An 11,378-nucleotide genomic window follows, 5' to 3' on the forward strand; every position below is an offset into this window, starting at 1 on the left:
GATCTCCTGGGATTGAAACGCGCAGATGGCTCTTTCGCTCGTCGACAAACTGGTGGTGGCAATCTCGTCGCGCGCGCTGTTCGACTTCGAGGAAGAGAACCGCGTGTACGAGGAAGGCGATCTGCACGCGTATGAAGCCTTGCAGCGCGACCGTCTGAACGTGCCGGCCAAACCGGGCGTCGCGTTACCGCTGATCCGCAAGCTGCTGGCGTTGAACGCCGGCGGCCATCGCGTCGAAGTGGTGATCCTGTCGCGCAGCGATCCGATCAGCGGATTGCGCGCGTTTCATTCGTGCCGCGAACATGGGCTCGCGATCGAGCGCGGCGTCTTCACACGGGGACGCGCGCCGTTCGGCTATCTGAAGCCGTTGAACGCGTCGCTGTTTCTGTCCGCGAATCAGCAGGACGTGCGCGACGCGCTGGCCGCCGGATTTCCCGCCGCACGCGTGTTGCCCGAATCGGCGAAAATGGCGAGCAAGTATCCGGACGAAATCCGCATTGCTTTCGACGGCGACGCCGTGCTGTTTTCCGACGAAGCCGAGCGCGTGTTCCAGACGGATGGCCTGCGCGCCTTCGTCGGCCACGAGACTCACAACAAGGACCTGCCGCTCGCGGACGGTCCCTTGAAGCCGTTGCTCGAAGCGCTGCACCGGCTGCAAAAACTAGCGGACCAGGCCGCGCCGATGCATATTCGTACGGCATTGGTGACGGCGCGCTCGGCGCCCGCGCACGAGCGCGCGATCCGCACCCTGATGGCGTGGAACATCGAAATCGACGAAGCGATGTTCCTCGGCGGTCTCGACAAGAGCGCATTCCTGCGCGAGTTCGAGCCGGACTTTTTCTTCGACGACCAAATTGGCCATTGCGAATCGGCCCGCGTCGTGACGGCGACCGGGCACGTGCTGAGTGGCATCGTGAATGCATCATGACACCCGAACAATCTCCGCTGGGTAAAGCCTCCACTTACACCGAACAGTACGACGCGTCCCTGCTGTTTCCGATCGCGCGCAAAAACGCGCGCGAGGCGATCGGGATCGGCGCGCAGTTGCCGTTTTTCGGCTCGGACATCTGGAATGCGTATGAGCTGTCGTGGCTGAACAGGCGCGGCAAGCCGCAAATCGCGGTGGCGACTTTCTTCGTGCCGGCCGACTCGCCGAACATCGTCGAGTCGAAGTCGTTCAAACTCTATCTGGGCTCGTTCGCGCAGACGGCCTTTGAATCGATCGAGGTGGTGCGCGACACGATCAAACGCGACGTGTCCGCGGCGTGCGGCGCGACCGTGTCGGTTCATCTGGCGACGCCGCACGAGTTCGGCAAGCTGAAGATGGAAGAGTTCGAAGGCTTGTCGCTGGATCGGCTGGATCTGGAGGCCGACGTTTATCAGCCGGACGCCACGCTACTGAGCGCCGCGCACGATGAAGCACCGGTAGAGGAAACGCTGTTCTCCAACCTGCTGAAGTCGAACTGCCCGGTGACCGGACAGCCCGATTGGGGTAGCGTGCAGATTCACTACGTGGGCCCGCAGATCGATCACGCGGGCCTGCTGCGCTATATCATCTCGTACCGCAATCACACCGGCTTTCACGAGCAGTGTGTCGAGCGGATTTTTATCGACATGATGAAGGCCTGCAAGCCGGTCAAGCTTGCGGTGTATGCACGCTATACGCGGCGCGGCGGGCTGGATATCAACCCGTTCCGCACTAACTACAACTTGCCGATGCCGGACAACATGCGTCTGGCCCGGCAATAAACAAGCCATCGGGTAGTCGCTGAGGACATCGCCCTCAGCGACCGAAACCCGTCAAGCCGCCGGCTTCTTATAAGCGACGCAGTCCACTTCCACCCTGCAGTCGATCACCATCGACGACACCACGCAGGCGCGCGCCGGCGGATTGTCGCCGAAGTACTCGCGAAACACCTTGTTGAACGACGCGAAGTCACGCGGATCGTCGAGCCACACGCCGCAGCGCACGACATGCTCGGCGCCATACCCGGCTTCCTTCAGAATGGCGAACACGTTCTGAATCGCCTTATGCGATTGCTCGACGATCCCGCCATTGATCACTTCGCCGTTTTCCATCGGCGTCTGACCGGACACGAACAGCCAGCCGTCCGCTTCGACCGCGCGCGCAAACGGCATATGTTGACCGCCCGTCCCCTTTCCGCCTTCAACGCCATAACGCTTCATCATCACACTCCTCAAAAAGTCCGGCGCGCGCTCGGCACCCGCGCTGCGCGCGCCACAATCAATCGATTAAAAAATCAGAACGCGCCGTGCGCGTCACCCTTCGACGCCGCGCCGCGCGCGACGAAGTGACCGGCCCGCTCGCCCGTCACCGCGCCGTCGCGATACGACAGCACGCCGTTCACCCACACCGCGTCGATGCCGTCCGCCGCCTGCTGCGGATTCTCGAACGTCGCCGCGTCACGTACTTTGTCCGGGCTGAACAGCACCAGGTCGGCGTGATAGCCGATGTGCACCTCACCTCGCTGCGTGAGGCCAAACCGACGCGCCGACAGGCTGGTCATCTTACGCACGGCCTCTTCGAGCGGCAGCAGACCGGCGTCGCGCGCGTAATGGCCGAGCACGCGCGGAAACGCGCCCCACAAGCGCGGATGCGGCAGCGGATCGTTCGGCAAACCGTCCGAGCCGACCATCGTCGCGGGATGCGACAGGATGCGCCGCACGTCCTCTTCCGACATGTTGTGATACACCGCGCCGGCCGGTTGCAGGCGCTTGCCCGCTTCCTGCTGCGTGACGCCCCACTCCGCCGCGATCTCCTTCACGAGCTTGCCCGCCATCTCCGGATGCGGCTTGGACCACGTGATCGTGATGTCGATATCGCCCGTGATCTGCTTCAGAGCGAGCGTCGACGAACTGCGGTTGTACGGATAGCAATCGCAGCCGATCGGCTGCATGCGCCGCGCGCCTTCGAGCGACTTCAGCACTTCTTCGCTGCGTCCCCAGTTCGACGGCCCCGCGCACTTCAGATGCGAGATCACCACCGGCACATGCGCGTGACGGCCGACGCGGTACGCCTCGTCCATCGCGTCGAGAATCGCGTCGAACTCGGTGCGCATGTGCGTGGTGTACAGCGCGCCCGCGGCGGCGAGCGGTTCGGCCAATGCCATGACTTCTTCGGTCGGCGCGGCGAACGCCGAACCGTACGCGAGCCCCGAACTCAGACCCAGTGCGCCGTTGGCCAACGCCTCTTCGAGCTGCGTGCGCATGCCGTCGATTTCCTGCGCCGTCGCCGCGCGATCGAGTCGGTCCATCTGATTGTTGCGCAACGCGGTGTGCCCGATCAACGCGCCGACATTCACCGCCGGGCGCGCGGCGTTCACCGCCTTCACGTACTCGGCGAAGGTCGGGTACTGGAACGCGTCACGCTCGCCGAGCAGGTTCATCGGATCGGGCGGATCGCCCTTCAGCGCAACCGGCGAAGCGCTAATGCCGCAATTGCCGACGATCACCGTCGTCACGCCCTGAGTGATCTTCGGCAGCATTTGCGGCGAGCGGATCACGTGCGTGTCGTCGTGCGTGTGCACGTCGATGAAGCCCGGCGCGAGCGCGCGGCCGTCGGCCTCGATCACTTCTTCGGCGAGCCAGTTCGACAGATTGCCGATCGCGACGATACGGCCGTCGCGGACCGCCACGTCGCGCTCGACGGGCGGCGTGCCGGTGCCGTCATATAGTTGCGCGCCGACGATCAGCGTGTCGGCGGCTTCGGGATGCGAATGCATGGGTCAATCTCCTAACGGTTGTCGATCGCCGCCGCCGCGGTGCGCGTCGAGCGCGTGCTTCATGCGGCGCAGCAATTCGCGGCTCTCGTCACCCTGGCTGACGGCAAGTTCGGTGACGAGCACATCGAGCGCCATCATCATCGCGTAACGCGACGACGACGGTTTGTAAATGAAATCGGTCTCGAACGCAACGATCGGGATTACCCAATCAGCGAGTTTCGCTAGCGGCGAGGTGGGCGCGGTAAGCGCGATCACGGTCGCACCGTAGCTGCGCGCGATCTTGCAGTTCTCGACCATCTCGGGCACGCGCCCGGTGGTGGACAACGCGATCACCACGCACTCGCGCGACACAGTGCTCGCCACCATGCGCTGCAGCAAGCCGTCCTGATAGGTCGCGACCGGCCGGCCGAGACGCACGAGCCGAAAGCGCATCTCGTCGGCGAGCGCGGTAGAACCGCCGCCCATGCCGAATACGTAGATCATGCGCGCCGCGCGCAGCGCGGCCGCCGCGTCACTCAAAGGCGCCTGGCGCAGCAGTTGATGGTTATGAGCCAGCGCGATTTGCAGCTCATCGAACACGCGGGTCGCGATTGGCTCGGGCGCGTCGCCGGGGCGACCAGGCTGCAGGAAGCGCTGACCGACCGCGGCCGCCTGCGCGAGCCGCAGCTTCAGCTCGCGCACGTCGCGGCAGCCCACCGCCTTGGCAAAGCGCGTGACGGTCGCGACACTCACCTCGGCCTGCTGCGCGAGCGCGCCGATGCTGGCACGCGAAGCGCCCGTCAGATCGTCGAGGATCAACGCGGCGACCTTGCGCTCGGCCGAACGCAGTTCGGGCGCGCATTCGGCGATGCGCGCGACGATGTCGAAGGTCAGCGGTTCGGCGGTCAAGTTCATTGCGGGTTGTGGGAGATCGCGCGCAGGCCCGCGACGACTTACAACGAGCCTTCGGCAAGCCTTGGTACTAAATAACATTTCTCCGGCCATCGTACTTTCGGTAACATGGTAAAGTCAAATTTGTTTCAATTTAACTGGTCGATGGAGCAAGGAGACATGAAAGTTACAAACTATCAAGGCGCAACGATTGATCCTTATAGCAAGGGCTTGGGCATGGTTCCGGGCGCCAGCATCCAGCTCACGGACACCGCGCGTCTCGAATGGAATCTGCTTAATGAAGATGTGAGCCTCCCCGCCGCCGTGCTGTACGCGGATCGTGTCGAGCACAACCTGAAGTGGATGCAGGCATTCGTCGCGGAGTACGGCGTGAAGCTCGCGCCGCACGGCAAGACCACCATGGCGCCGCAACTGTTCCGCCGCCAACTCGAAACCGGCGCGTGGGGTATCACGCTCGCCACCGCGCATCAGGTGCGCGCGGCGTATCACGGTGGCGTCTCGCGAATCCTGCTGGCCAACCAGTTGGTCGGCCGCCGCAACATGATGATGATCGCCGAGTTGCTGAGCGATCCGGACTTCGAATTCTTCTGCCTCGTCGATTCGGTCGAAGGCGTCGAGCAGTTGGGCGAGTTCTTCAAGTCGGTGAATAAGCCGCTGCAAGTGCTGCTCGAACTCGGCGTGCCGGGCGGCCGCACGGGCGTGCGCGACGCAGCGCAGCGCAACGCCGTGCTCGACGCGATCGCACGCTATCCGGACGTGCTCAAGCTTGCCGGCGTCGAGTTGTACGAGGGCGTGCTGAAGGAAGAACACGAAGTGCGCGAGTTCCTGCAAAGCGCGGTTGCAGTCACGCGCGCGCTCGTCGAAGAAGGGCGTTTCGCGCGCACGCCGGCGGTGCTGTCGGGCGCGGGTTCGGCGTGGTACGACGTGGTCGCGGAAGAATTCGTGAAGGCGTCGGAGACCGGCAAGGTCGAGATCGTGCTGCGTCCCGGCTGCTATCTGACGCATGACGTCGGCATCTATCGCAAGGCGCAGACTGATATCTTCGCGCGCAATCCGGTCGCGAAGAAGATGGGCGAGGGTTTGCTGCCGGCGCTGCAATTGTGGGCGTACGTGCAGTCGATTCCGGAGCCGGATCGCGCGATCATCGGTCTCGGCAAGCGCGACTCCGCGTTCGACGCGGGCCTGCCGGAACCGGCGCGCCATTATCGTCCGGGCAGCGTTGCGCCGCGCGATATCGCGGCGAGCGAAGGCTGGGAGATTTTCGGTTTGATGGATCAGCACGCGTATCTGCGGATTCCCGCCGGCGCCGATCTGAAAGTGGGCGACATGATCGCGTTCGACATCTCGCACCCGTGTCTGACGTTCGACAAGTGGCGTCAGGTGCTGGTGGTCGATCCGGCGTATCGCGTCACCGAGGTGATCGAAACGTTCTTTTGATGTTTCCGCGAACGGCGCGCTGGGCGGTGATGCCGCGCGTCGTTTGCGGCACGGCTTACCGTGTCAGGAAAATGAGCTTTGACGGGGCTGGCGATTCAGCGAGCTTGCCGGCCACGCTGAGGCGCCTTAAGCGCCGCGGCCCCGATGAGCCCATTGGCCGCGTGAATCACAACTGACGCGGTGCGCCATTACCCGCAGCTTCAGCCGCCTGCTCGGCAACCGTCCCAGCAGCGGCATTCGCCGCAGCCGCCACTTCGCCAATCCTCACCTCGAGCATCTTCAACGCGCCCGACAGCGCGCTCAATGCTTCGTCCGGCAGCGCGGCCATCGTGTCGTGCAAAAACGCATTGCGGCGCGGCAAGCTCGCCTCAGTCGCGGACTGCCCCGCTTCGGTCAGGCGCACATTGGTCACGCGGTTATCGCGCGTATCCATGCTGCGCGCAATCCAGCCCAATCCTTCCAGCGTCTTCAACTGCCGCGTGAGCGCGCCCGGATCGACCCGCAGGCGCTCGACCAGCCGCTTCTGCGACGACTCGCCCGCCTGCTCGTGCAACGCGAGCAGAATGCGCCAGCGCGGCAACGGGTGGCCGACTTGCGTCTCGAATGCCGACATGAATGCCCGATAAGTGCGCCCAAATTGCTGCATGACGGCGACGCGATCCTGTTCTTCCATGATGTACTCAGTAAAACGGTGAATCTGAAAATCAGTCCGCGTGAATCACGGGCTCGAGCTTGCGCTGTAGTTTGATCGGCGGCACGCGGCGGCTTTGCCATACCGACACCACCGCGATGATCGCCGCCATCGCGAGACCCAGATGAATCGCCCCGACCAGTGCTTCGCGCGCGCTTTCCAGCAGCATCGCGCCGTTGTGGCCCGCATGCGTCAACTGTTCGACCAGGGTGGTTTGCGCGTCCCGGTTGATCAGGATTTGCGGATCGCCGAGATCGGCGAACCAGTGCGATGCGTCCGCGCTGTCGAGCGCGCTGCGCACGCCGCTCGCGTACATATGGCTGACCAGCGTGCCGGTCAGCGCCGTGCCGATCATGCCGCCGATCATGCGCAGCGATTGCAGGAGCGCCGTCGCGATGCCGAGGTGTTCGCGGCCGGCCGTCTGCTGCGCGAAGATCGTCAGGTTCGGCATCACGAAACCGAGCCCCAGCCCGCCCACCACCATGAACGACATCAGCACCCAGTGCTGCATGGAACGCGTCGCGACGACCACGCCGAGACACGACAGAGCAACCAGCGCAAAGCCGATGTACAGCATCAGATTCGGATTGCTCACGCGCGACACGATGCGCCCGTTGGCGATACTGCCGATCGTGATGAACACGACCAGCGGCGTGATGACGAGCCCCGCATCTTTCGGCGACATACCGAAGCCGCCCTGGAACAGCAGCGGCGCATAGAACAGCAGCGAGAACATCGTGAAGCCACCCAGCACGGCCAGCGTGAAGAGCGCGGCCAGGCTGCGGTTGCGGAACATGTCGACCGGCAGGATCGCGGTCGGGCAGCGCTTTTCCCACTGCCACAGCGCGTAGGCCGACGCGATACTCAGCGCGAGCAGCGCGAACGCGCTCAAGGTCACGCCATGTTTCGGCAGCAGTTCGACGAACAATTGCAGCGACCCTAGCGCCACCGCGATCAGCGCGGCGCCGGGCCAGTCGAGGCGCATCTTGCCCGTATGCTCGACGTGCCGCAGATGCGGCAGGAAACGCCAGACGAAAAACAGCGACAGCACGCCGACCGGCAGATTCACGTAGAACACCGAGCGCCAGCCGTAGTACTGCGTGAGGAAGCCGCCCAGCGACGGCCCAACGGCATTCGCAATGCCGAACGCCGAACTCATCAGCACCTGCCAGCGCAAACGCACGACCGAGTCGGGGAACAGATCGGGAATGCAAGCGAACGCGGTGCCGACCAGCATGCCGCCGCCGATGCCCTGCAAGCCGCGCGCGAGCACCAGAAACAGCATGTTGTTGGCCGCACCGCACAGCACCGACGCCGCGGTGAACACGACGATCGACGCGATCACGAACGGCTTGCGCCCGTAGTAGTCGCCGAGGCGGCCGAAAATCGGCACGGTGATCACCGAGGTCAGCAGATACGACGTAGCGACCCACGCGTACAGCTCGAATCCTCTGAGTTCGGAGACGATGGTGGGCAACGCCGTGCCGACCACGGTCTGGTCGAGCGCGACCAGCATCGTGACGAACGAGATGCCGAGCATCGCCAGCAAGGATTCACGGAACGGTAAAACTTGCCCACTCGAGTGGTGGGCCGCGGTATGGACAGCCATTTTTGATGGAGCAACAGTTGACTCGTCAAGAGATTGGGAATCATACCACGGTGCGATGCTCTAAGCGGAACGCGCCGCCGCGAACCATCGCGCCGGCAATCGACCGAAGAATGCACACGACATGACGCCAGGGAGGCACATGCAGCCGAGTTCGCTCGCATCACCGTTATCGGAACAGGACCTGAATGCGCTGCGGCGCGCGAAACACCAGTTGGAGAGCCCCGCGCTCGCGATGAAGCTGGCGAGCATCGTCGGCGCGCCGCTGGAAAAGCTGTTGGCGCGGCTTCCGGCGTTCGCCAACGCAAAGGTCACGGACGCGACCGAACTGGCGTTGCGCAAGTGCCTGTCGATCGCGCTGCGCACGCTGGGCCGGCGCGACGCCGGGTCGTTGATCGCGCCCGACAAGCCGAGCAACCTGCTGCACAAGTTCGCGGTGGCGACCACCGGCGCGGCCGGCGGCGCATTCGGCGTGTTCGCGCTGCCGGTCGAATTGCCGGTCACGACCACACTGATGTTCCGCTCGATCTGCGACATCGCGCGCAGCGAGGGCGACGATCTGTCGTCGATCGAAACGCAGTTGCAGTGTTTGACGGTGCTCGGCATGGGCGGCACGTCGAGCGAGGACGACGACGCCGAATTGGGCTACTTCTTCATGCGCGGCGCGCTCGCGCAGGCGGTGTCGAAAGCGTCGTCGGAAATCGCGACCAAGGGCTTCAGCTCGCATGGCTCGGCGGCGCTGCTGCGACTGCTCAACGCAATCGCCGCGCGCTTTTCGGTGCAGGTGAGCGAACAGATCGCCGCCAAATCCATTCCGGCGATCGGCGCGGTGCTGGGGGCGATGGTCAATACGGTGTTCATCGACCACTTCCAGCAAGTCGCGCACGGGCACTTCACGGTGCGGCGGCTGGAGCGGCAGTACGGCAACGAAACGATCGAGGCCGTGTATCAGACTCTCGATATCGAGCTCGACTCCTGACCGGCCGCTTGCGCACTGTTCGCGGCGCGGCTCGTCGCGCGTCGGACGAAGGCCGCCGCGTGCTCGAGCGCGCGGCTCGCTTCCGGGATGAACGGCACGAACATCGGCCACACGTGCGGCATCTCCTTCCACACTTCGAATTCGCAGTCGACACCTGCCGCGCGCGCGTTGTCGGCGACACGTTGCGAATCGTCGAGCAACACTTCCGTGCTGCCGGCCATCATGAAGAGCGGCGGCAAGCCATGCAGGTCGGCGTAGACCGGCGACGCGTAAGGATCAGTGGCCGGGCTGTCGCCGAGGTAGACCTGCGCGGCCCGCGCGATCGCGGCGCCGCAGAACATCGGATCGACGCTGTCGTTGCCGTGGATGCTCGCGCCGGCCGCGGCTAGATCGGTCCATGGCGAGAACAGCAGGCCGCCTGCCGGCAGCGGATCACCTGCGTCGCGCAGCGCCACCAGCGTGGCGAGTGCAAGGCCGCCGCCGGCTGAATCGCCGGCAATCACGACCGACTCAGGCGCGGTGCCCATCGCGAGCAAGCGTCGATACGCCGCGAGCGCGTCATCGAGCGCCGCCGGGTAGCGATGCTCGGGCGCGAGACGGTAATCGAGCGAAAAGACCCGCGCATCGGCGCGTGTCGCCAGTCCGAACACGATCGAGCGATGCGTGCGCGGTGAGCAGAAGTAGTAGCCGCCGCCGTGGCAATACAGCACGATGGCTGCAGACGCATGAGCAGCCGGCGCGCCGTCAACGCGCTCCAGCCATTCGCCGCGCAGAGGCGCGTCGTGCGCGCCGTATGTTTCACGCAGACGCCAGCCGCGCGGCACACGTGGCGACCAGACGCGCTTCGCGGTCAGCGCACGCGCTCTCCCGACATCGACGCGGGGCTTGAGTGTCTCCGGTCGAAACTGTCTGCGCAGATACCAGCATGCGAGTGCACTTTGCCAACTCATCGGGACGCGCTCCTTCGTAACTGTCCCGTCATGGTACGTGCGTTTAGCGCTGCGCCGGTGGACAGCGGCTTCTAATGCCGGGCGAAGGCCTCGCCAGCAGGCATCCAGAGGGCGCCGCCTAGTTCGCCGGCAAAACCTGTCCGCGAATCTCGCCCATCGGGTTCTGCGCGGTGTGCACGTTGAAGTACCACTGCCCGGCCATCAGATCGGTCACCTGTTGCTCGGTGAGCTTGGCCGATCCTTTGATCGGACTCGCGAGTGCGCCCTTGTCGATCGGCACCTGGACCTTCGCGTTCTGACCGACCGGCGCGGGCCCGTGGAAATGCGCGGCGGTGGTCGGCCCGCTCAGGCCTTCATACGTGACGGTCCATTGCAGCGCTTGGGTCGACGTATCGAAGGTGGCGTTCAGCATGCCGTGTCCATGGCTCACCCGAGGCGGTACTTCGCTCGAAGGTTCGAGGTCCGCCTTCAGATCCACCGTGTCCGCGAATGCGACACCCGAGGCCAGCGCCCATAACACCACAGCCAGATTCAGTTTTCGCAGCGTAATCATGGTCTTCTCCGGACGTTGATGCACCGCCGCACCGACCGGTCGGTCACGCGCGGCGCCACGCCATACTAGTGCAAATCGTTAGCGCATGTTGGCGCGTGGGATCGGGCTTGACCGATGCCGGTGTCGAGGTGTGTTCCCGGCGGGCACCTGTTGTGGTGCTGGTTGGGTAGTTGTCCGTAGTGGTTCGCGCAGATGATCGTGGGCCAAGGCGTTCGTGAGCGTGGGTACGAACCGCGCGTTTTGAGAGCACCCGTGCGTCGAATTCCCGATCAACCTAGCAGCCTCAACGGACGATTTCATCGCCTTATTCAAACAGTTAATTGCGGATTTTGAACTAAATCAATTGCGGCATCTCGGCTATGCTTCCTCTTGCGAGAAGTGACTCCTTCATCGAAGGATGTCTCCAAACCTTTTAACGCGGCTTCGGCCGCGTTTTTTTCGCCTTCCCGTTTTGCGGCCTGATTTTCACGCCCGAGCTGCATTTTCTTGCGTACGGCTGCACTCGCTTGCACTGCCTCATGCAAGCAC

12 protein-coding genes are annotated in these 11,378 nt (G+C 64.1%); 4 read left to right on the forward strand and 8 right to left on the reverse strand.

Annotated features, from left to right (window positions below):
- The first annotated feature begins 25 nt into the window (after window positions 1-25).
- Together P0D89_RS06610 and queF are read left to right on the forward strand one after the other, a co-directional pair.
- Window positions 26-928: a 5'-nucleotidase gene (locus P0D89_RS06610; RefSeq protein ID WP_408376230.1), complete on the forward strand. Its 903-nt coding sequence runs from the start codon at window positions 26-28 to the stop codon at window positions 926-928.
- Window positions 925-1,749, forward strand: a complete 825-nt coding sequence (queF, locus tag P0D89_RS06615; RefSeq protein ID WP_408376231.1) for an NADPH-dependent 7-cyano-7-deazaguanine reductase QueF — start codon at window positions 925-927, stop codon at window positions 1,747-1,749. The genes P0D89_RS06610 and queF overlap by 4 nt, the downstream gene beginning before the upstream one ends.
- Window positions 1,750-1,800: 51 nt before the next feature.
- Here queF and P0D89_RS06620 read toward each other — a convergent pair whose 3' ends face one another.
- From P0D89_RS06620 to P0D89_RS06630, 3 genes are all read right to left on the reverse strand, one after another.
- Window positions 1,801-2,187, reverse strand: a complete 387-nt coding sequence (locus P0D89_RS06620) for a RidA family protein (RefSeq protein WP_175151985.1) — start codon at window positions 2,185-2,187, stop codon at window positions 1,801-1,803.
- A 74-nt stretch (window positions 2,188-2,261) separates the two neighbouring features.
- Entirely contained in the window at window positions 2,262-3,743 is a 1,482-nt protein-coding gene (locus P0D89_RS06625) for an N-acyl-D-amino-acid deacylase family protein (RefSeq protein WP_408354000.1), read from the reverse strand.
- 3 nt (window positions 3,744-3,746) lie between these two features.
- Complete coding sequence (locus P0D89_RS06630; RefSeq protein WP_408376232.1) at window positions 3,747-4,637, reverse strand: MurR/RpiR family transcriptional regulator; 891 nt, start codon at window positions 4,635-4,637, stop codon at window positions 3,747-3,749.
- Between the two features lie 156 nt (window positions 4,638-4,793).
- On the opposite strand from P0D89_RS06630, the gene P0D89_RS06635 reads away from it, so the two are divergent.
- Window positions 4,794-6,071: an amino acid deaminase gene (locus P0D89_RS06635; protein WP_408376233.1), complete on the forward strand. Its 1,278-nt coding sequence runs from the start codon at window positions 4,794-4,796 to the stop codon at window positions 6,069-6,071.
- A gap of 166 nt (window positions 6,072-6,237) precedes the next feature.
- On the opposite strand, the gene P0D89_RS06640 is transcribed toward P0D89_RS06635, so the two are convergent.
- Window positions 6,238-6,744, reverse strand: a complete 507-nt coding sequence (locus tag P0D89_RS06640; protein WP_408354009.1) for a MarR family winged helix-turn-helix transcriptional regulator — start codon at window positions 6,742-6,744, stop codon at window positions 6,238-6,240.
- Window positions 6,745-6,775: 31 nt separating this feature from the next.
- A complete protein-coding gene (locus P0D89_RS06645; protein ID WP_408376234.1) occupies window positions 6,776-8,371 on the reverse strand; it encodes an MFS transporter in 1,596 nt (531 codons plus the stop codon).
- Between the two features lie 139 nt (window positions 8,372-8,510).
- Here P0D89_RS06645 and P0D89_RS06650 point away from each other — a divergent pair, with 139 nt between their 5' ends.
- Window positions 8,511-9,347, forward strand: coding sequence for an EcsC family protein (locus P0D89_RS06650; RefSeq protein ID WP_408354015.1), 837 nt, complete (start codon window positions 8,511-8,513; stop codon window positions 9,345-9,347).
- Here P0D89_RS06650 and P0D89_RS06655 read toward each other — a convergent pair.
- From P0D89_RS06655 to P0D89_RS06665, 3 genes are all read right to left on the reverse strand, one after another.
- A complete protein-coding gene (locus P0D89_RS06655; protein WP_408376235.1) occupies window positions 9,317-10,297 on the reverse strand; it encodes an alpha/beta hydrolase in 981 nt (326 codons plus the stop codon). The two genes, P0D89_RS06650 and P0D89_RS06655, sit on opposite strands and share 31 nt — an antisense overlap.
- A gap of 118 nt (window positions 10,298-10,415) precedes the next feature.
- Window positions 10,416-10,850, reverse strand: a complete 435-nt coding sequence (locus tag P0D89_RS06660; protein WP_408376236.1) for a CHRD domain-containing protein — start codon at window positions 10,848-10,850, stop codon at window positions 10,416-10,418.
- A 308-nt stretch (window positions 10,851-11,158) separates the two neighbouring features.
- Window positions 11,159-11,362: a hypothetical protein gene (locus P0D89_RS06665; RefSeq protein ID WP_408376237.1), complete on the reverse strand. Its 204-nt coding sequence runs from the start codon at window positions 11,360-11,362 to the stop codon at window positions 11,159-11,161.
- Window positions 11,363-11,378: the final 16 nt, after the last annotated feature.

It is taken from the genome of Paraburkholderia sp. RL18-085-BIA-A, assembly GCF_046027075.1.
Taxonomy (GTDB): domain Bacteria; phylum Pseudomonadota; class Gammaproteobacteria; order Burkholderiales; family Burkholderiaceae; genus Paraburkholderia.

Bases quoted from the DNA above. Each gene is read 5' to 3' on its own strand.
- P0D89_RS06610 (WP_408376230.1), top strand. From the start codon at position 26: ATGGCTCTTTCGCTCGTCGACAAACTGGTGGTGGCAATCTCGTCGCGC.
- queF (WP_408376231.1), top strand. From the start codon at position 925: ATGACACCCGAACAATCTCCGCTGGGTAAAGCCTCCACTTACACCGAA.
- P0D89_RS06620 (WP_175151985.1), bottom strand. From the start codon at position 2,187: ATGAAGCGTTATGGCGTTGAAGGCGGAAAGGGGACGGGCGGTCAACAT.
- P0D89_RS06625 (WP_408354000.1), bottom strand. From the start codon at position 3,743: ATGCATTCGCATCCCGAAGCCGCCGACACGCTGATCGTCGGCGCGCAA.
- P0D89_RS06630 (WP_408376232.1), bottom strand. From the start codon at position 4,637: ATGAACTTGACCGCCGAACCGCTGACCTTCGACATCGTCGCGCGCATC.
- P0D89_RS06635 (WP_408376233.1), top strand. From the start codon at position 4,794: ATGAAAGTTACAAACTATCAAGGCGCAACGATTGATCCTTATAGCAAG.
- P0D89_RS06640 (WP_408354009.1), bottom strand. From the start codon at position 6,744: ATGGAAGAACAGGATCGCGTCGCCGTCATGCAGCAATTTGGGCGCACT.
- P0D89_RS06645 (WP_408376234.1), bottom strand. From the start codon at position 8,371: ATGGCTGTCCATACCGCGGCCCACCACTCGAGTGGGCAAGTTTTACCG.
- P0D89_RS06650 (WP_408354015.1), top strand. From the start codon at position 8,511: ATGCAGCCGAGTTCGCTCGCATCACCGTTATCGGAACAGGACCTGAAT.
- P0D89_RS06655 (WP_408376235.1), bottom strand. From the start codon at position 10,297: ATGAGTTGGCAAAGTGCACTCGCATGCTGGTATCTGCGCAGACAGTTT.
- P0D89_RS06660 (WP_408376236.1), bottom strand. From the start codon at position 10,850: ATGATTACGCTGCGAAAACTGAATCTGGCTGTGGTGTTATGGGCGCTG.